The sequence below is a fragment of the Flavobacterium sp. WV_118_3 genome (assembly GCF_039778605.1).
In the GTDB taxonomy this organism is placed as follows: domain Bacteria; phylum Bacteroidota; class Bacteroidia; order Flavobacteriales; family Flavobacteriaceae; genus Flavobacterium.
Map to the genome: position 1 here is coordinate 3159088 of NZ_CP156060.1, position 21424 is coordinate 3180511.

The window sequence follows — 21424 nt, forward strand, 5'->3', positions numbered from 1 at the left end:
GGTTTTTTTATGCAAACTTTTGATTTGCAACCTAAAAACGAAACCGATATCTTTACGCCATGGACACTATTTTTATAAAAACACCCCTTGGAATCGCAAAAATAGAAGGCGATGCAAACGGTATTTCCGTTATATCGGTGCATCAGGACGGATTGGTTTCCGAAAGTATTCCGGAGCATTTTCAGGAAGCTGTTTCCCAGCTAAACGAATATTTCGACGGACAACGAAAAACGTTCACCTTTACACTCAATCCTAAGGGAACCGATTTCCAGCAAAAAGTATGGCAGGCACTTTTGGAAATACCCTACGGAAAAACCATGTCCTATCTCGAATTATCTAAAAAACTGGGCGATGTAAAAGCCATTCGCGCCGTGGCTGCTGCCAATGGTAAAAATCCGATTTGGATTGTCGTTCCCTGCCACAGAGTAATTGGTTCCGATGGTTCGCTAACTGGTTATGCCGGCGGATTATGGCGGAAACAATGGCTGTTGGAACACGAAAATCCGGTAAAACAGGAAAGCCTTTTTTAAATCCTTCCGAAACCGAAAAAAATCCGATAATTTCCTTAAATTCGTAAGATACGTTACAAATTCCGTGCTTATGAAGTTTCTGAAAAAATTCCTGCTGTGGTTTTTAATCATCCTTACCGGTATCATTATCCTGATGTATATTTTCGATGTCGATTATTTGCTTCGCGCGGTCAGGACTATTTATTTCAAAGGGTATACCACTGCTTTTCTGGACGATTATAAGGAATTTCCAAACCGCGAAATCAAAAAAGGAACCGCGCAACCGTGGGCAATCGCCAAAGATTATAACAGCGTTCCCGCTACGGAAATACTCAACAAAAATCATAAGGAACTTCAAACCGTTGCCTATCTGATCATCAAAAATGACAGTATCTGGCACGAAAGTTATTTCGACGGTTACGGAAAAGATTCCAAATCCAATTCCTTTTCGATGGCCAAGAGTATTGTTTCGGCTTGTCTGGGGAAAGCAATCATGGATGGAAAAATTAAAAGTCTCGATCAGAAAGTATCCGATTTCTTCCCGGAATTAAAAGGGAAATATGCCAAAGAGGTAACGGTAGGCGATTTGTCATCCATGTCATCCGGCTTAAGCTGGGATGAACATTATTATAGCCCGTTTTCCATTGTAACCCGCGCTTATTTTGACAACGATCTCAAAAAGGTCATCTTAGGACTGGAAGTAAACGAAGCGCCCGGAAAAAGCTTTAAATACCTGAGTGGCGCAACCGAATTACTCGCAATGGTTATCGAAAAAGCCACTGGTGAATACCTGTCGGATTATATGTCAAAAAATTTCTGGCAACCCATGGGTGCCGAAAACGAAGCCTTATGGCAATTGGATCATGCACCCGACGGAATTGAAAAAGCCTATTGTTGTATTGCCAGTAATGCCCGCGATTTTGCCCGTTTCGGAAAATTATACCTGCAAAACGGAAAATGGAATGAAAAACAATTGTTGGACAGTACTTTTGTCGCAAAATCGATTACACCACGTTTTCCGGAATCGCCCGAATATGGCTATGGCTGGTGGTTGCATAATTACCTTGGAAAGAAAATGTACTATATGAGAGGTCATTTGGGACAATTCGTTATCGTGGTTCCGGAAGACAATGTTATTATTGTCCGCCTGGGGCATCTAAAAGGCCTTCAAACCGAAACCGATCCGCATAGTAACGATTTTTATGTGTATGTGGGTGAAGCCTATAAAATGCTTGAAAAAAGAAAATAACAGAATACACTATAAGCCATGTTAGAAAAAATAAGATTGGAAAACATTCTTTTTCTGGATATTGAAACCGTTCCCGAAGAAGAAAATTTTAACGACTTAGACGAAACCAAACAGGAACTGTACAGCCTGAAAACACAATACCAGCGTAAAGACGATTTTACCCCGGAGGAATTTTATGAACGCGCCGGAATCTGGGCCGAGTTTGGAAAAATCATCTGTATATCAGTGGGGTATTTTACCATTCGCGGCGACATCCGCCATTTTAGAGTAACATCTTTTTTTGGGGATGAAATCAAAATATTAAAAGATTTCAGCAATTTGCTGGCGAATCATTTTAACCAGCCGCAACATATACTCTGCGGTCACAATGCCAAGGAATTCGATTTTCCGTTTATCGCCCGCCGAATGATTATCAACGGGATATCGATTCCTCCCAAACTGAATCTTTTCGGAAAAAAACCGTGGGAAGTGCCACACCTGGATACGATGGAATTGTGGAAATTTGGCGATTTTAAACATTTTACGTCTTTAAAACTACTCACAAACATTCTGGGTATTCCGTCACCAAAAGACGACATCGATGGTAGTCAGGTAGGTCATGTATATCATATCGAAAAAGATATCGACCGGATTATTCGCTATTGCGAAAAAGACGTCATTGCCGTAGCGCAGATCCTGTTGCGTTTTCGCCGGGAAGATTTATTGGTGGAAGACGAAATCGTCTTTGTTTAATTACCTTTGCACTAATGAAAGCGCCTCTTTTACAACTACAAAATGTAACGGTTTCGTTCCGCAAAGAAGGAAACTGGACACCTATTGTCAAAAACAGCCGGTTTGACCTGTATGAAAATGAAATTCTGGGCATTGTGGGCGAATCCGGATCCGGAAAATCGGTGACCTCACTGGCCATTATGGGACTTTTACCCAAAGCGATTGCAAAGGTTAGCGAAGGTGAAATTATACTGGACGGTAAAAATATCGCTGCTTTATCCGAAAAAGAATGGCAAAAATTAAAAGGGAACGATATTGCCATGATTTTCCAGGAGCCTATGAGTTCGTTGAATCCATCGCTGAAATGTGGTCCGCAAGTCGCCGAAATCCTGGCACAACATACCCATTTATCCCAAAAAGAAATCCGACAGGAAGTACTTTCACTATTTGAAAAGGTGAAATTACCCAATCCCGAGAGTATTTATAACAAATACCCGCACCAGATTTCGGGCGGGCAAAAACAGCGTGTGATGATCGCTATGGCGATTGCCTGTAAACCGAAAATTCTAATTGCCGACGAGCCTACTACCGCACTGGATGTGACGGTTCAAAAGGAAATCATCCAGCTTTTAAAAGAACTGCAGCAACAAACCCGGATGAGTATTATTTTTATCTCACACGATTTGTCGCTGGTTTCCGATATTGCCAATCGCGTATTGGTGATGTATAAAGGCGAGATTGTAGAACAGGGCGAAGCACAACAGATTTTTAAAAACCCACAGCACAATTATACCAAAGCCTTAATCGCGTCGCGCCCTTCATTGGAATACCGCGCCAAACGATTGCCTACGATTCAGGATTTTTTAAACGACACCATTGATACGGCTGTTATTACCGCTGAAGACCGAGCCGAAAATCATAAAAAAATGTATGCCCAAACACCGATTTTGGAAGTACAAAACATAGAAAAAGAATATTTTTCGACAGCCGGTTTGTTTGGCAAAAAAACAACCTTTAAGGCGGTCGACGATGTTAGTTTTAAAATTTATGAAGGCGAAACTTTAGGTCTTGTCGGCGAAAGCGGTTGCGGAAAATCCACGTTGGGAAATGCTATTTTACAGCTGGACAAAGCCACAGCCGGTCATATTTTATATAAAGGAAAAGATATTACAAGGCTTTCGACAACTGAGATCCGTACGCTCCGAAAAGAAATTCAAATTATTTTCCAGGATCCCTATTCTTCGTTAAATCCCCGGATTCCCGTTGGAAAGGCGATAATGGAACCTATGAAAGTACACGGCTTATATAAAAACGATGCCGAACGCAAACAAAAAACAATCGAATTACTGGAAAGAGTCGGTTTAGGAGAAGACTATTTTAACCGTTATCCACATGAATTTTCCGGTGGTCAACGGCAACGGATCGGAATTGCGCGTACGATTGCTTTACAACCTAAAATTATTGTTTGTGACGAATCGGTTTCGGCACTCGATATTTCCGTTCAGGCGCAGGTTCTGAATCTGCTAAATGAATTAAAAGAAAATTTTGGCTTTACCTATATTTTTATTTCACACGATCTGGCCGTCGTTAAATATATGTCGGATCAGGTGTTGGTAATGAATAAAGGAAAAATAGAGGAAATTGGCGATGCCGACGCGCTTTATGCCCATCCGCAAAAAGAATATACCAAAAAACTGATTGCCGCTATTCCGAAAGGGAATTAACCGCAGGATTACACCTGACAGGTTTTAAAAACCTGTCAGGTGTTGGGAAACTGTTGAGAAACCTGTCAGGTATAAAAAAGCCTGTTCGAAATCGAACAGGCTTTTTTATAAAATACGGCTTTGTATTAGTCGATTTTCATTTCCGGAATATCACCGTCAATAATAAGATTCGCTTCCGTAGCCTTGATGATTTCTTCAACCGTAACACCCGGTGCTCTCTCCAATAGTTTAAATCCGTTTGGTGTGATTTCCATAACAGCCAACTCGGTTACTACTTTTTTCACGCATTTTACACCCGTTAACGGTAGCGTACATTCTTTTAGAATTTTAGATTCTCCGGCTTTGTTTACGTGCATCATGGCAACGATGATATTTTCGGCCGACGCTACCAAATCCATAGCACCACCCATACCTTTTACCATTTTCCCCGGAATTTTCCAGTTCGCAATATTACCGTTTTCCGATACTTCCATCGCACCCAGAATCGTTAAATCCACGTGTTGTCCACGGATCATTCCGAAACTTGTAGCCGAATCAAAAAAAGAAGCTCCCGGCAATGTCGTGATGGTTTGTTTTCCAGCGTTGATCACATCGGCATCTTCGTCTCCTTCAAACGGAAAAGGTCCCATACCCAAAACACCGTTTTCACTTTGGAATTCCACACTAATTCCCTGTGGGATATAGTTGGCGACCAAGGTCGGGATTCCAATTCCAAGGTTCACAAAATAACCGTCTTTTAACTCCTGTGCAATTCTCTTTGCAATTCCAATTTTATCTAATGCCATGATTACTGTCTTTGTCTTACTGTGCGTTGTTCGATTCTCTTTTCATATTTTTCTCCCTGGAAAATTCGTTTTACGAAGATCCCCGGAATATGAATCTGGTTCGGATCCAATGTCCCGGCCGGTACCAATTCTTCAACCTCAGCAATTGTGATTTTTGCAGCACCCGCCATACAGGAATTAAAGTTTCGTGCCGTTCCTTTAAAAATCAGGTTTCCGGCTTCGTCTCCTTTCCAGGCTTTAACGATGGCGAAATCGGCTTTATAAGCTTCTTCCATCACGTGCATTTTTCCGTTGAATTCGCGTACTTCTTTTCCTTCGGCTACTTCGGTTCCGTAACCTGCCGGTGTAAAAAAGGCCGGAATTCCCGCTTGTGCCGCACGACATTTTTCAGCTAAGGTTCCCTGCGGTGTTAATTCCACTTCCAGTTCACCACTCAACATCTGACGTTCGAATTCGGCATTTTCACCTACATACGAAGAGATCATTTTTTTAATCTGACGTTTTTGCAATAATAATCCCAATCCGAAATCGTCTACTCCGGCATTATTTGAAATACAGGTTAGGTCTTTCACATCCATTTTTACCAGTTCGGCGATACTGTTTTCCGGGATTCCGCAAAGTCCGAAACCGCCCAACATAATGGTCTGTCCGTCTTTTATATCGTGTAGCGCTTCCTGCACACTACTTACTTTTTTATTAATCATATTGTGGTTGTTTAATTTTGGTTAAAAATATAAAAAAAACGCCTTTTTAAAAAGGCGTTTTGTATTTAGAAATCAAATTCTTCTGTTGTTGGCTCTTCGACTGCCGTACTGTCGGCCACTTTTTTCGGTGCCCAGCAATCTACTTTTATCGAAAGATTCGCCGGTCGTTCGAATGGTTTTTGCGAAACATTCAGCTTATCGTCGGCATAACATTTTTTCATGAATAATCCCCAGATTGGAAGTGCCATCGTAGCTCCTTGTCCCATTTGCGTACTTTTGAAGTGCGCCGAACGGTCTTCGTTTCCAACCCAGACACCCATGGCGAGGTTCGGTACCATTCCGATAAACCATCCGTCACTGTTGTTCTGACTGGTCCCCGTTTTCCCGGCAATCGGGTTTAAGAACGCATACGGTAATCCGGTTACCCTTTTATAGGTTGGTCCGCCCGATCCATAACGCAAACGCGCTCCGGAACCGGATTCGGTTACCCCTTCCAGTAATTTGATAATGGCATAGGAAACGTCTTTACTCAACACGTCTTTTGACTCCGGAATCGATTCGTATAACACCACTCCGTTTTTATCTTCAATTTTGGTAATTACCTGCGGTTTCATATAAACCCCTTGGTTGGCAAACGTACTATAGGCCGCTACCATGTCGCTTACGGTAATTTCAACAGCTCCTAATGCAATTGCAGGTCGTTCCGGAATATTGGAGCTTACTCCCAATTTTTTCGTTAAATCAACTACTGCATGTGGTCCTACTTTGTCCATCAATTTTGCCGAAACGGTATTGATGGAGTTGGCCAATGCCGATTTTAAGGTTACCAGTCCCCTATAGTTTCCACTGGAGTTTTTAGGCGTCCAGTCGGCATCAATTCCATAACGCCCTTTTGGCATGGTGAATGGTGAATCGTAAATGGAGTCACATGGCGACATTTTTAATTGCTCGATAGCGGTAGCATATACAAACGGTTTGAATGTCGATCCCACCTGACGCGCTCCCTGTCCTACGTGGTCGTACTGGAAGTGTTTGTAGTTGATTCCTCCAACCCAAACTTTTACATATCCGGTTTGTGGCTCCATGGCCATTACTCCGGTTTGTAAAAAGTGTTTGTAGTAGATAATGGAATCTTTCGGCGTCATGATCGTGTCTTTTTCGCCTTTCCAGGTAAATACCGACATTTTTGTTTTGACATCGAATGATTTTTTGATCTGCTCTTCTGAAATTCCTTTTTCAGACATAATACGCCAACGCTCGGAATTTTTCATCGAACGCTCAATAATTTTCCTCGTTTCATCCGAAGTAATATTGATAAACGGTGCGTTTTCGTTTTTCTTTTGCTGAATAAAAAATTCTTCCTGAAGATTCGCCAAATGCTCGTCTACCGCTTCTTCGGCATATTCCTGCATACGGGAATCGATCGTGGTATAAATTTTTAATCCGTCGCGATAGATATCGTATTCGCCGCCACCGTCTTTCTTAGGGTTTTCTTTTACCCATTTCTTCATAAATTCACGCAGGTATTCTCTGAAATACGTTGCTTTTCCTTCGATATGACTTTCCGGTGTGAATTTTAATACGATGGGCTGGCTCTGATAATATTCTTTTTTCTCTTTGGTCAGGAAGTCGTTTTTCTCCATCTGACGCAATACTACATTACGACGTTCTCTTACTTTTTCCAATCGGCGGATCGGATTAAATAGCGATGGATTTTTTAGCATTCCCACAAACATAGCAGCTTCGTCTACCGTTAGGTCTTTCGGTTCTTTTCCAAAATATACTTTGGCTGCTGAACGGATTCCTACCGCAGTATTCACGAAATCGGCTTTGTTCAGGTACATTGCGATAATTTCCTGTTTGGTATACTGTCGCTCCAGTTTGGTCGCAATGATCCATTCTTTTGCTTTCTGAACAATACGGAATGGTAAAAATTTAGATCCTTCTCCGTGAAATAACAATTTGGCCAGCTGTTGCGTAAGCGTACTTGCTCCACCACTTCCTCCAAGACTCAAAACAGCACGAAGTGTTCCTCTGGAATCGATACCGGAATGTTCGTAAAAACGTTCATCTTCGGTAGCAATCAATGCTTTTACCAGATGATCCGGTAAATCGGCATATTTAATAGGGGTTCTGTTTTCCAGATAAAATTTACCAATCGTTTCGCCGTCTGATGAAATGATTTCGGTAGCCACATTGGAATTCGGATTTTCCAGCTCGTCGAACGACGGCATCGCTCCGAATAATCCCCATGAAGCAAAAAGGAAGAATAATATGATTCCTCCAAATGTGTAAAGAAAAAATTTCCAGAATTTCTTTACGTAAGGTGAAAAATCTTCTTTCTGATTTTTATTGTTTTGTGCCATTTTATTGAGTTATTCTGCTTTTTCAATTCTAAATCCAACTTCCGAAATACCTTGTAATTGTTCCATACCGGATACTTTTCCGGTTTCGCGAACCGCTTGCTGAATGTTTACGGTATATTTACCCACTTTTGGAAAACGGGTGTTTTCCTTATACCATAACTTGCTTTCCTTAATGTCGGAAAAACCATCACCCAGTAGCGTTCCGTCTTCTTTGGCCATCTGATATTCCAATGTATCTACTTTGGTCACACCATCCGGCTGTAATAGCGATACAATCAGGAATAAGTTATTAAACGGATAACTATTGTTATTTCTTATGTTTACAAACATATTATAGTTGGTTATCGTATCGTTCTGGTCGAAAGCGAACGTTACTTTCTGACCTTTATGCCAGGATCCGTCTATTTCCTGATATTCATCAAAAACTCTATTCTTATCGCACGACAAGAATAATACCGATAGTAATCCTACAACTAAAAAATTATTTTTTCGGAGCATTTTTTTCTTTTGAAGAATTATTTGAAGTATTGTTTGGTTTACGTTTTTTATTAGGTCGTTTCTTTTTCTTAGGTTGATCAAAACGTGTTAAACTGTCTTGTCCAACTACATTCTGGAAGTTATTTTCCGCCGCTTCTTCGGTGATTTCAATAGCAAAATCTTCGATCGCTGCGACTTTCTTTTTCTGTTTGTTGATCGCGATGATTTCTTTTACCTGTTCTACTTTTAATACATGCCAGTGTGCAAAATCATTTGTATAGGCAAACCACATTAAACCTTTAAAGATGTCCAGTTTCTGACAAACTGCGTCACCTTTCTCGGTATATAATTTGGTTTCCATTTCCGGGAAATCTTTTAAAGCATCCAGATACGTATCCAATTCGTAATTTAAACAGCATTTTAGTTTTCCGCATTGTCCGGCCAGTTTTTGCGGGTTTAATGACAATTGCTGGTAACGGGCGGCCGCAGTATTAACACTTCTGAAATCGGTTAGCCAGGTCGAACAACACAATTCGCGTCCGCAAGAACCTACACCTCCCAATCGGGCTGCTTCCTGACGGAATCCCACCTGTTTCATTTCGATACGGGTGTTAAATTCTTTTGCAAAATCTTTAATCAGTTGTCGGAAATCGACTCTGTCATTGGCCGTATAATAAAAGGTTGCTTTGGAAGCGTCTCCCTGAAATTCGATATCGGAAATTTTCATTTCCAGGTTTAATTTAATCGCAATCTCACGGGCGCGTACTTTCATCGGCTCTTCCTTATCGCGGGCTTCAATCCAGATATCAATATCCTTTTGTGTCGCTTTGCGATAAATCTTAGCTACTTCGCCCTCGGGATTCACATTTTTTTTCTTCATCTGGATTTTCACCAGTTCTCCCGTAAGGGTTACAATTCCCACATCGTGTCCCGGTGAAGCTTCGGTAGCAACAATATCACCAATACTCAGAGTTAGTTTTTCCGCATTTCTGAAAAATTCTTTTCTCCCGTTTTTAAAGCGAACCTCAACACAGTTGAAGGGTTCCTGGCCTCCGGGCAGGCTCATGTTGGATAACCAGTCGAAAACCGTTAGTTTATTACAACTGTCGGTACCACAGGTTCCATTATTTTTACATCCCCTAGGAGTTCCGTCTTTGGCGCTCCCAGTGGAACAGTTTGTACATGCCATATGCTTTGAATATATATAGATCGTGACCGTGTCACTACTTGTTCGTAAAATGTTTTTGTGTGTAAAGATACTATTTTTTAGCATCATTCATATACCGTTACCGGTGGCGACCTCCAAATTATGAAAAATTTAAAAGCCTGTTACATTTTTTATAACGTAACAGGCTTTTTATAAAGCAATTCGGTTTTTAGATTTCTTTTACCGTGATGATGTTTACCGGACAGGCTTTGGCGGCCAGTTCACAATTTTCGGCTATGGTATGATCGGGCGATTTTAAGGTGTGAAATCCTTTGGTATCGACGGCTTTTAACAACACCGTTTTCCCATCTTTTTTCGACATCTGAAACTGACCCGGTGCCATTTCGACACAGTAATTACAACCGATGCATTTGTTCCGCTGTAAGGTTACGATTACCATCAGGCTTCTACAATTTTATACAATTTATCAGACAAACGGATACGGAACGGTACTTTAATCGTACAACTGTCGCCACGGGTAGCTTTATCGGTTGCCGTATCATTAACAAACAATTCTTCGATGACCATTTCCTGCGCTCCTGTGCTTGGTCCGGTAATCAATACCGTATCTCCTTTTTTAATATCGTAGGCTTCAATTTTAAATTCACCAATACCGGATTTTTGATAAAAATGCATGCCTTTCCCAACATATACTTTTTTCTGTGTCGCGTTCGATCCCGGATTATCACTCCATTCTCCCAATTTCTGACCCAAATAGTAACCCGACCAGAAACCGCGGTTGTAAACCGTATTTAATGCTTCCATCCATACGGCGACTTTTTCTTTGGAATAGGTTTTGTCGTAATAGGCGTCTATCGCTTCCCGATAGGTTTTGATCACCGTTGCCACATATTCCGGCGCACGACCACGCCCTTCAATTTTTAGCACCTGGATTCCGGAATCGATGACCTGATCCATGAAATCGATCGTACATAAATCTTTAGGCGACATCATGTATTCGTTATCGATTTCGATCTCAAATCCGGATTCCTGATCGATAACCGTGTATTTTTTTCGGCAGTTTTGTTTACACGCACCGCGATTGGCCGAGGAGTTATGCGAATGCAGACTCAGGTAACATTTTCCCGATACCGCCATACATAACGCGCCATGACCAAATATTTCAATTTCAACCAAATCCCCGGATGGCCCTTTGATTTGTTCTTTTTCAATTTGTTCGGTGATTTTTTTAACCTGGCGTAAACTCAATTCGCGGGACAATACCATGGTATCGGCAAAAAGGCTGTAGAATTTTACCGTTTCAATATTGGTCACATTCAACTGTGTTGAAATGTGCACTTCAATTCCCAAAGTTCTCGCCGAGGCAATTACCGCCTGATCGGAGGCAATCACCGCTGTTATATTCGCCTCTTTGGCTTTTGTCAGCAATGTTTTTACAACCGACAAATCATGGTCGTATATAATCGTGTTTAATGTCAGATAGGTTCTAACGTTTTTAGCGTCGCAACGTCGGGCAATTTCCGGCAGGTCATCGATGGTAAAATTCACCGTAGACCGGGCACGCATGTTTAATTGTTCGACACCAAAATACACCGAATCGGCTCCATTATCCAACGCAGCCTGAAGCGACTCAAAGTTCCCCGCGGGAGCCATGAGTTCAATTTTTCCAGAAGATGTCATCGCGATTTATTCTGTAATTTTAAACAATTTATCCGATAATCGAATGCGGAACGGTAAGGCAAACGTCACTTTATCACCTTTAACGGCTTTTTCGGAAGCGGCTCCGTTAACCTGCATTTTTGCTACGGTTACTTTTTGTTCCCCAGTGGTTGGCCCAACGATAAGGATGGCGTCTCCAAGGTTCAATTCTCCGTTTTCGATTGTAAATTGTCCCACTTGTGCTTTCGGGTAGTAGTGTTCACCTTTTCCGATCAATACTTTTTTTACCGCGATACGCTGACGGATTGATTTTGGTTTTTCCGCAACGGCAACCGCCAAAGGTTGTTCGGCAGACGTTTCTGCTTTTTTAAATTTCAGGGCGTCCGATTTTCCTTTTTTGAAAATCATGTTTCCATTTTTGACACCACGACGCAATTGAACCTGTTCTACCAACGTCATATGTGTAATGTCCTGACATTCGGACGAGCAACAGTTTTCCATAGCCGCTTTACAGTCATCACATTGGATAAATAAAAGGTGGCAACCTTCGTTCGCACAATTGGTATGATTGTCGCATGGTTTTCCGCACTGATGACACTGCGAAATAATATCATCCGTAATCCGTTCGCCTAAACGGTGGTCAAAAACGAAATTTTTACCGATAAATTTACTTTCCAGTCCTTCTGCTTTTACCTGACGTGTATATTCAATAATTCCACCTTCCAACTGGTACACGTTTTTAAACCCTTTGTGTCTGAAAAAAGCACTTGCTTTTTCACAACGGATACCACCGGTACAGTACATTAAAAGGTTTTTATCTTCTTTATGTTCGGAAAGTTGTGCTTCTATAATAGGTAAGGATTCCCGAAACGTATCGACGTCGGGCGTAATTGCCCCAACAAAATGTCCGATTTCACTTTCGTAGTGATTTCTAAAATCCACCACAATCGTATTCGGATCTTCCAGCATCGCATTAAACTCCGTTGCTTTTAAATGTACCCCTTTATTGGTCACATCGAACGTACTATCGTCCAAACCGTCGGCAACGATTTTGTGACGTACTTTGATCGTCAATTTCAAAAACGAGTGATCATCGTGTTCTACCGCTACATTCAAGCGAATGCCTTTCATAAAATCATAGACTTCTATAGTGTCTTTGAATTCATAAAAATGATCGGCAGGAACCGACAACTGGGCATTAATCCCTTCGGTTGCTACATAAATACGCCCTAAAACACCTAATGGGTTCCAGGCTAAAAATAAATCGTCTCTGAATTTTTTCGGATCTTCGATGTTGGCATACGCATAGAAAGACAAAGTAAGTCTTTGTTGGCCCGCTTCGTCGATAAGCTGAGCTCTTTCTTCTGCGCTTAAAGTGTTATACAGTTGCATGCTATAAACGTTTAAGTGAGATATTATGTTTGGGACTCTAATTGGAAGAATCCGCGGCAAAGATACAAAAATCATTTTGGAAACAAAAAGCCCTTTTTATTTTCTATCCCATTCGATTTCAGCAAGGTTACCCTTATTATATACTTTAAACATGCTATTCCGGAATAGTTTTTCCGATGTTGATAACATCCTGTTTGAAACTTAAAAAAAAGCACTATTTTTACAGAAAATAAAAGCCAATTTTTAAGACAAAGAAAGATGAGTGCAGATAAAGAAGCGAAGTTAAAAGCGTTACAATTAACGCTGGACAAACTAGATAAAACCTACGGAAAAGGTACCGTAATGAAACTTGGAGACAGCGCTGTAGAAGAAGTGGAGGCCATTCCTTCCGGTTCTCTTGGAGTTGACCTTGCTTTGGGTGTAAACGGATATCCGCGTGGTAGAATAATTGAAATATACGGACCGGAATCGTCGGGTAAAACGACCTTAACCCTTCACGCTATTGCCGAAGCGCAAAAAGCCGGAGGTATCGCTGCTTTTATCGATGCGGAACACGCTTTCGACCGTTTTTATGCGCAAAAATTAGGGATCGATATCGATAACCTGATTATTTCACAACCGGACAACGGGGAACAGGCGTTGGAAATTGCCGAAAACCTGATCCGTTCCGGAGCGATCGACATTGTAGTTATTGACTCGGTGGCAGCTTTAACACCTAAAAGTGAGATAGAAGGCGAAATGGGTGATTCCAAAATGGGATTACACGCACGTTTAATGTCACAGGCATTGCGAAAACTAACCGCTACGATCAGCAAAACAAACTGTACCGTTTTCTTTATTAACCAGTTGCGTGAAAAAATCGGAGTTATGTTCGGAAATCCGGAAACCACTACCGGTGGTAACGCCCTTAAATTCTACGCATCCGTTCGTTTGGACATCCGTAAATCATCACAGATTAAAGATGGTGAACACGTTATCGGTAACCGTACAAAAGTGAAAGTCGTTAAAAATAAAGTAGCACCACCATTCCGTACTGCCGAATTCGACATTATGTATGGTGAAGGTGTTTCGAAAGTGGGTGAAATTTTAGATTTGGCCGTTGATTTCGAAATCATCAAAAAAAGCGGCTCCTGGTTTAGCTATGGCGATACCAAATTAGGTCAGGGACGCGACGCGGTAAAATCCATTATTAAAGATAATCCGGAACTGATGGATGAATTAGAGCTTAAAATCAAAGATTTAATCAAACAACAGGAAGCCTAAATAAAAAAACCCGAAAAAAAATTTCGGGTTTTTTTATTTTATGACGCAACCTTTTTTATTTTCGTATATCTACCTATAAAGCAACAAAAGTAAAATACAAATGAAAAAGATATTGGTTCTGCTTTTTTCTGTTATTTTTCTTAGTGCATGCACTTCGGATTCTGAATTGAAAGACATTTCTTTCGAATTGTTACCTGTTCAGGATGTCGAATTACCAGGCACTTTTAAAGCAGGCCAACAAACGGTAATTTATCTAAAATATAAACGACCTACTAACTGCTATTCATTTAATGGCATTTATTATGAAAAAAACGGCAATACCATTACAATGGCAGTTGATGCCCTAAGACAACACCTGAGTAATTGTGAAACCGTGAACGAGAATTCTTTTGAAGTGAGCTATCCATTGTTCATTAAAACTTCAGGGGTTCATGTGCTACGATTTTGGCAAGGAAAAAATTCCCAGGGCATAGATCAGTTTTTAGTCCGGGAGATTGATGTACAAGAATAAAATGTAATTCGTTTGAGTCTCGAGCAATTAATATACGAGTGTAGAAATAACGACCGCAAAGCCCAGGAACAGCTTTACAAGCTCCTGTCCCAAAAGCTTTATGCCGTCTGTATGAAATATTCCCGTAATTATGCCGAAGCAGAAGACAATTTACAAGATGGTTTTATTTTACTGTTCAAAAAAATTGATCAGTATCAGTTTAAAGGTTCTTTTGAAGGTTGGGCCAAACGATTGATGATTAATAATATTCTTCAAAAATACCGCAATCAGGGTGTTTATGAGTTAGTGAATGATAATATTATTGATCAGAATCCAACGGTCGATTTTGACGATGAAGATGTCTCTTTGGATTATCTGATTTCCATTATTCAGGAATTACCGGATCGTTACCGGTTGGTTTTTAACCTCTATGTAATGGACGATTATTCCCACAAGGAGATTGCAGAAATGCTGAACATTACCATAGGAACCTCAAAATCAAATCTGGCACGCGCCCGAATGATTTTAAAAGAAAAAATTGAATTGCAACAACACAACAGAAAAGTAGTCCCCTCTATACAATGAGTGAAAGAAAAAATATAGATCGTCTTTTTCAGGAAAAATTCAAAGATTTTGAAGCCATTCCTCCAAAAAACGCATGGAATAACATTTTATCCGAATTGGATGGCGAAAAGAAAAAACGTAGGTTTATCGCTCCTTTCTGGCTGAAACTTTCGGGTATAGCCGCTGTTTTTCTATTGGGCTTTTTAACCGCCACCTATTTTATTTCCGGTCCTGGAACAGGTACTATTACTCCTGCTCCAATGGTAAATTCGGGTAACGGACAAGACAATACGAATACTACCCATAAGAATAAAAACGGTAGTATTAACGATAAAAACGGCATTTTGACCGAACCGGCGAATGCTGTTGTGACAAATGAAAACACTCTCAAAGGTAATCGTAACGCTTCCGGCTTTAATTCGGAAGCGGAAACGACCGCCCAAAAAGAACATCAGAATCACGTTCAGAAACAGTATAAAAAACAACGCAATACACATATCGCCGCTGCTAATAGTCGTAAAAAATCCAATACAGCATCAGCCGATAAGCTGTTTGCAGAACGAAATACCAATGAAGGCAGTTCTAAAAACAACGGGCGTTTTAAACAATTTAATTTTAAGAAAAACAATACGATTGCCAATTATATCGTAATGCCTAAAAAAGATAGTTCCGAAATCGCTACGATCGAAGAACAGGAAAATGCCCTGGAAAAAGTTCAGAAAGAAAAATTCCTGGTTGCCGAAAAGAAAAAAATAAAGGACAAAGAAGCTAAAGTTTCACGCTGGTCGGTTACCGCTTTAACCACGCCTATTTTCTTTAGTTCTACTTCGAAAGGATCGCCAATTGATAATCAGTTTGCGTCTAATTCGAAAGATTATGAAAACACGATGAGTTACGGCTTAGGGTTACGTTATGAATTAAATGACAAGCTTACCTTAAGAACCGGCATCAACCGACTTGCTTTCGAATACAACACCGATAATATTGTATATTACGAAAGTTCGAATGCACGTTCTTTACAAAATGTAAACCAAACCAAAAACAATATTCAGATTCAGAATAAAGATTATAGCAATTTAGCCACAGGACCAAACGGAGAAGTTATCGAAAAAATGAATTCCGGTTCCTTAACACAGCGAATGGGTTATATCGAAGTTCCAATGGAATTATCCTATAAATTAATCGACAAGAAATTTGGAGTCGCTTTAATTGGAGGTTTCAGTACTCTATTCCTGAATCAAAACAAGATTGACCTGGTATCGCCGGAGTTGAACACAACTATAGGAGAAGCCAACAATCTGAATAATGTACACGTAAGCAGCAATATCGGTGTAGGTGTTAAATACCGCTTCGCAAAAGCATTCGAAGCCAATTTTGAGCCTACCTTTAAATATCAACTGAACATGTTCAGTAATGATGCCGGAAATTTCAAACCGTATCTGTTTGGTTTGTACACCGGTGTCAGTTATAGATTTTAAGCTTTTAGTTAGTTAGCTTGAATTTTAGTTAAGTTGAAAAAGCACTCTTTTGGGTTAGAGTGCTTTTTTGTTTTTATACATTTCGAGTAATTCGCTCAGTATTGTTTCTCTTACTTTTTCTTTAATCTCTTTTTTATCGTCCATTGTTTTTCCTGCCGTTACGACCGGTTGGTGTATTTTGATTCGCATACATCCCGGACTTCCACTAAAAAAGGTAAAGGAAAAGCGTTCTTTTACGTCACCAAATGTCATCGGAACAATCGGAATCTGATGTTCGATCGCCAGTCGGAAAGCACCATCTTTAAATTCGTCCAACACCACATTTTCGTTATCCGGTACGCCGCCTTCCGGAAAAATGCAGATACTTAATCCCTGCTCCAAACGTTTTTGCGCTCTTTTAAAAACTTCAAAACGGCTTTTGGAACTACTTCTATCCACTAAAATACAGGTACGTTTATAGAAAAATCCGAAAATCGGAATTTTAACCAGCTCTTTTTTCCCTACAAAAACAAACGGGTTATCTTTAACCAACATCAACATCAGCATGATATCAATCATTGAAGTATGATTGGCAACCAACATATAACTCTTTCCTTTTTCCAGTTCCGCTTCCTTTTCCAACGTATAGCGGAATCCCATTCCGTAGAATATAATTTTAGCCCAGACACGCGCCAGAATAAAAAACTGCGGATACGTTTTTTCCGATAGTATCGAAAGAAATAAAAAAGGGAATAATAAAATAATCGGCACCGTTACCAACACATAGAACCAGATCCGCCAAAGGGTCCAAAATAGGATTTTTAGTATTTTCATTCGTCTTTTTAATTGTTTTTGATTATCAGGACCTTTTTGCCCTTTGTTTACAGTAATCAAAAGTAAGAATTCTCCAAAACTTTTTACCAAAACCGTTACCTTTGCAGAAAATTATTTAATAATGGCAAAAATCTTAACCGGTGTTCAAAGTACAGGAACACCACACTTAGGAAATTTACTCGGCGCTATTTTACCGGCTATTGAAATGGCCAATAAGCCCGAGAACGAATCTTTTCTTTTTATTGCCGACTTACATTCGGCTACACAGATAAAAGACGGGAAAACATTACGTGAAAACACCTATAGTGTTGCTGCAACCTGGCTTGCATGCGGTTTGGATATCAATAAAATTACATTCTATCGGCAATCGGATGTTCCACAAACGGCAGAACTATCCTGGTATCTGAGTTGTTTTTTTCCGTACCAGCGACTAACACTGGCGCATTCGTTTAAAGACAAAGCCGATCACCTGAGCGATGTTAATGCAGGATTATTCACCTATCCCATGTTAATGGCCGCTGATATTTTATTATATGATGCTGAATTTGTACCGGTTGGAAAAGATCAGTTACAACACCTGGAAATCACACGCGATGTCGCTTCACGATTTAACCACCAAATGGGGGATACATTTGTATTACCGGAAGCGAAAATCGAAGAACACATTATGATCATTCCGGGAACCGATGGCCATAAAATGAGTAAATCCCGAAATAATTTTATCAATATTTTCCTGGATGATAAAGCATTGCGCAAACAGGTTATGAGCATCGAAACGGATAGTACGCCACTGGAAGCTCCAAAAAACCCGGATACGTGTAATACTTTTGCAATCTATAAATTACTGGCAACTCCGGAAGCTACCGAAACTATGCGAGCCAATTATTTGGGTGGTAATTACGGTTACGGCCATGCCAAACAGGCGCTGTTTGAACTGATCGTGGAAAAATTCAAAAAAGAACGGGAACAGTACCATTACTACATGAATCATCTGGACGAAGTAGACGCACTGTTGCAAAAAGGGGCCGAAAAAGCCGGCGCAATTGCAAACGGTGTTCTAAAACGCGTTCGTGAAAAATTAGGATATTTATAAAAAGACAGAGCGGAAATTTCCGCTCTGTTTTGTTTTACAATATTTCGAACAGCTTACCCGGCAGCGGGCGGATAACTCCTTTTAATTCCATCCGTAATAGCAATGACGACACTTTATGAACCGGAAGTTGACAATTGAGTGCGATCAGATCGAGTAGTTCCCTTCCGTTTTGTGACAGAAAATCGTATATACTTTGTTCGTCCGGTTCCAATTCGACAAAAAGTTGTCGCTGTACCGCTTTTTCAGCAACGTCTACCCGATCCCAATTGAGCATATAAACCAGATCGGCTGCTTCCGTTAATATCTGTGCCCGTTGCGTTTTTAAAAGCGTATGACATCCGAAACTGAACACATCGGTAGTTCTTCCCGGAACGGCAAAAACATCCCGATTATAACCATCGGCCATATACGCCGTGATTAATGCGCCGCCTTTTTCGGCACTTTCGATTACGATGGTTGCTTCCGATATACCCGCTATAATACGATTTCTTTGGATAAAATGTTCCCGCTCGGGTTTGGCATCACTCCAAAACTCAGTCAGAAAACCGCCATTTTCCATAATCGGATGCTGAAACCGGGCATGAGCCGCCGGATACATCCGGTTTAAACCATGCGCCAATACGGCAACTGTCTGCAGTTTATTTCCCATCGCTTCCCTATGAGCCGTTATATCGGTTCCATAGGCTAATCCACTAATTATTACCGGATTCCACGGTGCTAAATCGGCAATTAACTTACGACAAAAGGCAATTCCATGACTGGTTATTTGTCGCGTTCCTACAATGCTGATTATTTTTGACTGTTCCAATCGGATGTTTCCTTTTGAGAATAACAGTACCGGGCCATCATTACAATATTTCAGGAGGTACGGATAATTGTCGTCCTTAAAAAATGCCGCCTGAATGTTATGTTTCCGGATCAATTTGAGTTCCGTTTCTGCAGCACTAAAAACGGTTCTATCGCGAAGCTTATTACAAAGTATGGTACCAATCCCTTCTACCGCCAACAATTCTCCCGACCGTACATGGAATATTTTTTCGGCCGTTCCAAAGTGATTTAGCAATCTTTTCGCAATTACATTCCGTATTCCCGCTACTTTTAAAAGTGCTAATGTGTAAAACAATTCTGTATCTTTCATCACGCATAATCGAATAAAGCAATTAGTAAGTTACTCCTTTAGAATCATATTTTCAAATTGTCCCTTAAACGGGCAAATTCTGACCTCCATTCGGTCGTATTTAGCCTTAATTCCGAAGATACCCCAAACAAAAAACTAACAACCAGCGGTTTACAACTATATTTCAATTGTTAATAAAATTTGTTGATAAAATTTGGGATTCACTATTGAATATCTAATTTTGTAGATATGAAGATAGAAAACTACATCTCGGCTTTGTTATATCGTTATCAATGTGTTACCGTTCCTGGGTTTGGCGCATTTTTAACTGAAATCCAATCGGCACAACTGAATGGAAGTACGAACACGTTCTATCCTCCTAAAAAGTTGGTGTCTTTTAATCCGCATTTGAAAAACAACGACGGATTGTTGGCCAATCATATTGCACTACAGGAAAACATGCCGTATGAAGATGCGGTACGCACTATCCAACACGAAGTAGGAACATGGATTGAAAAGCTACAACGTCGCGAAGCATTAACGTTAAAAAACATCGGAGAAATAACTGTTAACACTGAGTTTAACTGGGTTTTCGAACCGGTAGCTTCGGTAAATTACCTTTCGGATTCTTTCGGTCTGACTTCAGTCGTGTCACCTTCCATCAAAAGAGAAGTCCTAAAAGCACAGGTTGAAGAACTGGAAGAAAAAGCACCGATTATCTTTACGCCGGAAAGAAAGAAAAATTATGCCTTCTTAAAATATGCCGCAGTTTTCACCCTATCCTTAGGTGTTGGTGCTGCTGCGTATAATTCATATAGCGCTCAGCAAATTGAAAAAGAAAATATCCTGGTTACGAAAAATGTGCAGGAAAAAGTACAGCATGAAATTCAGCAGGCTACTTTCTTTATCGAAAGTCCACTACCTCCGGTAACGTTAAACGTTAAAAACAACCAGACAAAAGTGGTCAAGCCGTACCATATTATGGCCGGTGCTTTTCGAAGTGAAGCCAATGCCGAACGTATCTTTAACGAATTGACACGTTTAGGCTACGAACCGGTTCGTCTGGAAAAAAATAATTTCGGGCTTTATCCCGTTTTATACGGCAGTTTTACGTCGTATGCTGATGCTCAGGAAAAATTACGAGAAATTCACAAACACCATAATAAAGAAGCCTGGGTGCTTATCAAAGAGCTTTAAAATTATCAAATCCTGAATTTTTCAGGATTTTTTTATGCTTCTATTGTTATCTTTGCAATAAAAAAAGATGCAAGAAAGATTTCCATCCGATTCGATCACCGTTTTGACCGATTTGGTGTTGCCTGGTGAAACCAATCCTTTAAATAATCTTTTCGGAGGTGAATTATTAGCACGTATGGATCGTGCAGCCAGTATTACAGCCAGAAGACATTCCCGTCGCGTTTGTGTAACCGCTTCGGTAAATCACGTTGCCTTTAACCGGGCGATTCCGTTGGGAAGTGTAGTTACGGTTGAAGCGAAAGTATCCCGTACTTTTAAGACATCTATGGAAATTTTTATTGATGTATGGATCGAAGATCGTGAATCGGGTATTAAAAATAAAGCTAATGAAGCCATTTATACGTTTGTTGCCGTTGATGAAACCGGACGACCTGTAGAAGTTCCGGCGATAGTGCCACAAACCGAAGAAGAGAAAAAACGCTTTGAAGCCGCATTGCGCCGCAAGCAATTAAGTCTGGTACTTGCCGGTAAAATGAAACCACATGAAGCAACCGAATTAAAAGCATTGTTTATGCAGGAATAAAAAAATCCCCTTGAAAATTCAAGGGGATTTTTTTATTTACTGATCACACCTGACCCGTTTTGGAAACCTGTAAGGTGTAGCC

Annotated in this window: 21 protein-coding genes; 11 read left to right on the forward strand and 10 right to left on the reverse strand. The window is 40.4% G+C overall.

Features of this window, described 5'->3' with window-relative positions:
- Window positions 1–59 precede the first annotated feature (59 nt).
- The 4 genes from ABFU83_RS14835 (at window position 60) to ABFU83_RS14850 (ending at window position 4193) form a co-directional block, all read left to right on the forward strand.
- Window positions 60–530: a methylated-DNA--[protein]-cysteine S-methyltransferase gene (locus tag ABFU83_RS14835; RefSeq protein ID WP_347067054.1), complete on the forward strand. Its 471-nt coding sequence runs from the start codon at window positions 60–62 to the stop codon at window positions 528–530.
- A gap of 70 nt (window positions 531–600) precedes the next feature.
- Complete coding sequence (locus tag ABFU83_RS14840; protein WP_347067056.1) at window positions 601–1758, forward strand: serine hydrolase; 1158 nt, start codon at window positions 601–603, stop codon at window positions 1756–1758.
- 18 nt (window positions 1759–1776) lie between these two features.
- Complete coding sequence (locus tag ABFU83_RS14845; RefSeq protein ID WP_347067057.1) at window positions 1777–2490, forward strand: 3'-5' exonuclease; 714 nt, start codon at window positions 1777–1779, stop codon at window positions 2488–2490.
- Between the two features lie 14 nt (window positions 2491–2504).
- Window positions 2505–4193 (forward strand): ABC transporter ATP-binding protein, encoded by a 1689-nt coding sequence (locus ABFU83_RS14850; protein WP_347067059.1) that lies wholly within the window; start codon window positions 2505–2507, stop codon window positions 4191–4193.
- 125 nt (window positions 4194–4318) lie between these two features.
- On the opposite strand, the gene ABFU83_RS14855 is transcribed toward ABFU83_RS14850, so the two are convergent.
- The 8 genes from ABFU83_RS14855 to ABFU83_RS14890 form a co-directional block, all read right to left on the reverse strand.
- Window positions 4319–4978 carry a CoA transferase subunit B gene (locus tag ABFU83_RS14855; RefSeq protein ID WP_300487625.1) on the reverse strand — a complete coding sequence of 220 codons (660 nt, stop codon included), beginning with the start codon at window positions 4976–4978 and terminating at the stop codon, window positions 4319–4321.
- A 2-nt stretch (window positions 4979–4980) separates the two neighbouring features.
- Window positions 4981–5682: a CoA transferase subunit A gene (locus tag ABFU83_RS14860; RefSeq protein ID WP_136403553.1), complete on the reverse strand. Its 702-nt coding sequence runs from the start codon at window positions 5680–5682 to the stop codon at window positions 4981–4983.
- 65 nt (window positions 5683–5747) lie between these two features.
- On the reverse strand, window positions 5748–8048 hold the full coding sequence (locus tag ABFU83_RS14865) for a PBP1A family penicillin-binding protein (protein WP_347067062.1): 2301 nt from the start codon (window positions 8046–8048) through the stop codon (window positions 5748–5750).
- A 9-nt stretch (window positions 8049–8057) separates the two neighbouring features.
- A complete protein-coding gene (locus tag ABFU83_RS14870; protein ID WP_136403555.1) occupies window positions 8058–8546 on the reverse strand; it encodes a gliding motility lipoprotein GldH in 489 nt (162 codons plus the stop codon).
- Window positions 8530–9714 (reverse strand): regulatory iron-sulfur-containing complex subunit RicT, encoded by a 1185-nt coding sequence (locus ABFU83_RS14875; protein ID WP_347067064.1) that lies wholly within the window; start codon window positions 9712–9714, stop codon window positions 8530–8532. The genes ABFU83_RS14870 and ABFU83_RS14875 overlap by 17 nt, the downstream gene beginning before the upstream one ends.
- 187 nt (window positions 9715–9901) lie before the next feature.
- Window positions 9902–10132 carry a ferredoxin gene (locus tag ABFU83_RS14880; RefSeq protein ID WP_136403557.1) on the reverse strand — a complete coding sequence of 77 codons (231 nt, stop codon included), beginning with the start codon at window positions 10130–10132 and terminating at the stop codon, window positions 9902–9904.
- The gene (locus ABFU83_RS14885) at window positions 10132–11373 is read right to left on the reverse strand and encodes a peptidase U32 family protein (RefSeq protein ID WP_347067066.1); all 1242 of its coding nucleotides are present in this window, start codon (window positions 11371–11373) and stop codon (window positions 10132–10134) included. Before ABFU83_RS14885 ends, ABFU83_RS14880 begins: the two co-directional genes overlap by 1 nt.
- Window positions 11374–11379: 6 nt before the next feature.
- A complete protein-coding gene (locus ABFU83_RS14890) occupies window positions 11380–12744 on the reverse strand; it encodes a rhodanese-related sulfurtransferase (RefSeq protein ID WP_347067068.1) in 1365 nt (454 codons plus the stop codon).
- Between the two features lie 258 nt (window positions 12745–13002).
- Between ABFU83_RS14890 and recA the strand changes: the two genes are divergently transcribed.
- The 4 genes from recA to ABFU83_RS14910 all read left to right on the forward strand — a co-directional run bounded on the left by recA (window position 13003) and on the right by ABFU83_RS14910 (window position 16539).
- Complete coding sequence (gene recA, locus ABFU83_RS14895) at window positions 13003–14007, forward strand: recombinase RecA (RefSeq protein WP_136403560.1); 1005 nt, start codon at window positions 13003–13005, stop codon at window positions 14005–14007.
- Window positions 14008–14107: 100 nt separating this feature from the next.
- A complete protein-coding gene (locus ABFU83_RS14900) occupies window positions 14108–14518 on the forward strand; it encodes a hypothetical protein (RefSeq protein ID WP_347067070.1) in 411 nt (136 codons plus the stop codon).
- Window positions 14519–14530: 12 nt separating this feature from the next.
- Window positions 14531–15082, forward strand: a complete 552-nt coding sequence (locus ABFU83_RS14905; protein ID WP_136403562.1) for an RNA polymerase sigma factor — start codon at window positions 14531–14533, stop codon at window positions 15080–15082.
- On the forward strand, window positions 15079–16539 hold the full coding sequence (locus ABFU83_RS14910) for a hypothetical protein (RefSeq protein WP_347067072.1): 1461 nt from the start codon (window positions 15079–15081) through the stop codon (window positions 16537–16539). The genes ABFU83_RS14905 and ABFU83_RS14910 overlap by 4 nt, the downstream gene beginning before the upstream one ends.
- Before the next feature lie 54 nt (window positions 16540–16593).
- Here the strand turns inward: ABFU83_RS14910 and ABFU83_RS14915 are convergent, their stop codons facing one another.
- Complete coding sequence (locus tag ABFU83_RS14915; RefSeq protein ID WP_347067074.1) at window positions 16594–17352, reverse strand: lysophospholipid acyltransferase family protein; 759 nt, start codon at window positions 17350–17352, stop codon at window positions 16594–16596.
- 121 nt (window positions 17353–17473) lie between these two features.
- Here ABFU83_RS14915 and trpS point away from each other — a divergent pair, with 121 nt between their 5' ends.
- Window positions 17474–18445 carry a tryptophan--tRNA ligase gene (gene trpS, locus ABFU83_RS14920; protein ID WP_136403565.1) on the forward strand — a complete coding sequence of 324 codons (972 nt, stop codon included), beginning with the start codon at window positions 17474–17476 and terminating at the stop codon, window positions 18443–18445.
- 34 nt (window positions 18446–18479) lie between these two features.
- On the opposite strand, the gene dprA is transcribed toward trpS, so the two are convergent.
- The gene (dprA, locus tag ABFU83_RS14925; protein WP_347067075.1) at window positions 18480–19583 is read right to left on the reverse strand and encodes a DNA-processing protein DprA; all 1104 of its coding nucleotides are present in this window, start codon (window positions 19581–19583) and stop codon (window positions 18480–18482) included.
- 228 nt (window positions 19584–19811) lie between these two features.
- Here dprA and ABFU83_RS14930 point away from each other — a divergent pair, with 228 nt between their 5' ends.
- Together ABFU83_RS14930 and ABFU83_RS14935 are read left to right on the forward strand one after the other, a co-directional pair.
- Window positions 19812–20759, forward strand: coding sequence for an SPOR domain-containing protein (locus tag ABFU83_RS14930; protein ID WP_347067076.1), 948 nt, complete (start codon window positions 19812–19814; stop codon window positions 20757–20759).
- 67 nt (window positions 20760–20826) lie between these two features.
- A complete protein-coding gene (locus ABFU83_RS14935; RefSeq protein ID WP_136403568.1) occupies window positions 20827–21342 on the forward strand; it encodes an acyl-CoA thioesterase in 516 nt (171 codons plus the stop codon).
- The last annotated feature ends 82 nt before the right edge of the window (window positions 21343–21424 follow it).

What these genes read in the sequence shown, in the direction of transcription:
- ABFU83_RS14865 (WP_347067062.1), bottom strand. Translation starts at nt 8,048, where the DNA reads ATGGCACAAAACAATAAAAATCAGAAAGAAGATTTTTCACCTTACGTA.
- ABFU83_RS14910 (WP_347067072.1), top strand. Translation starts at nt 15,079, where the DNA reads ATGAGTGAAAGAAAAAATATAGATCGTCTTTTTCAGGAAAAATTCAAA.
- ABFU83_RS14850 (WP_347067059.1), top strand. Translation starts at nt 2,505, where the DNA reads ATGAAAGCGCCTCTTTTACAACTACAAAATGTAACGGTTTCGTTCCGC.
- ABFU83_RS14870 (WP_136403555.1), bottom strand. Translation starts at nt 8,546, where the DNA reads ATGCTCCGAAAAAATAATTTTTTAGTTGTAGGATTACTATCGGTATTA.
- ABFU83_RS14845 (WP_347067057.1), top strand. Translation starts at nt 1,777, where the DNA reads ATGTTAGAAAAAATAAGATTGGAAAACATTCTTTTTCTGGATATTGAA.
- ABFU83_RS14900 (WP_347067070.1), top strand. Translation starts at nt 14,108, where the DNA reads ATGAAAAAGATATTGGTTCTGCTTTTTTCTGTTATTTTTCTTAGTGCA.
- ABFU83_RS14935 (WP_136403568.1), top strand. Translation starts at nt 20,827, where the DNA reads ATGCAAGAAAGATTTCCATCCGATTCGATCACCGTTTTGACCGATTTG.
- ABFU83_RS14835 (WP_347067054.1), top strand. Translation starts at nt 60, where the DNA reads ATGGACACTATTTTTATAAAAACACCCCTTGGAATCGCAAAAATAGAA.
- ABFU83_RS14915 (WP_347067074.1), bottom strand. Translation starts at nt 17,352, where the DNA reads ATGAAAATACTAAAAATCCTATTTTGGACCCTTTGGCGGATCTGGTTC.
- ABFU83_RS14840 (WP_347067056.1), top strand. Translation starts at nt 601, where the DNA reads ATGAAGTTTCTGAAAAAATTCCTGCTGTGGTTTTTAATCATCCTTACC.
- ABFU83_RS14855 (WP_300487625.1), bottom strand. Translation starts at nt 4,978, where the DNA reads ATGGCATTAGATAAAATTGGAATTGCAAAGAGAATTGCACAGGAGTTA.
- ABFU83_RS14885 (WP_347067066.1), bottom strand. Translation starts at nt 11,373, where the DNA reads ATGACATCTTCTGGAAAAATTGAACTCATGGCTCCCGCGGGGAACTTT.
- ABFU83_RS14880 (WP_136403557.1), bottom strand. Translation starts at nt 10,132, where the DNA reads ATGGTAATCGTAACCTTACAGCGGAACAAATGCATCGGTTGTAATTAC.
- dprA (WP_347067075.1), bottom strand. Translation starts at nt 19,583, where the DNA reads ATGAAAGATACAGAATTGTTTTACACATTAGCACTTTTAAAAGTAGCG.
- ABFU83_RS14930 (WP_347067076.1), top strand. Translation starts at nt 19,812, where the DNA reads ATGAAGATAGAAAACTACATCTCGGCTTTGTTATATCGTTATCAATGT.
- recA (WP_136403560.1), top strand. Translation starts at nt 13,003, where the DNA reads ATGAGTGCAGATAAAGAAGCGAAGTTAAAAGCGTTACAATTAACGCTG.
- ABFU83_RS14890 (WP_347067068.1), bottom strand. Translation starts at nt 12,744, where the DNA reads ATGCAACTGTATAACACTTTAAGCGCAGAAGAAAGAGCTCAGCTTATC.
- ABFU83_RS14875 (WP_347067064.1), bottom strand. Translation starts at nt 9,714, where the DNA reads ATGGCATGTACAAACTGTTCCACTGGGAGCGCCAAAGACGGAACTCCT.
- trpS (WP_136403565.1), top strand. Translation starts at nt 17,474, where the DNA reads ATGGCAAAAATCTTAACCGGTGTTCAAAGTACAGGAACACCACACTTA.
- ABFU83_RS14860 (WP_136403553.1), bottom strand. Translation starts at nt 5,682, where the DNA reads ATGATTAATAAAAAAGTAAGTAGTGTGCAGGAAGCGCTACACGATATA.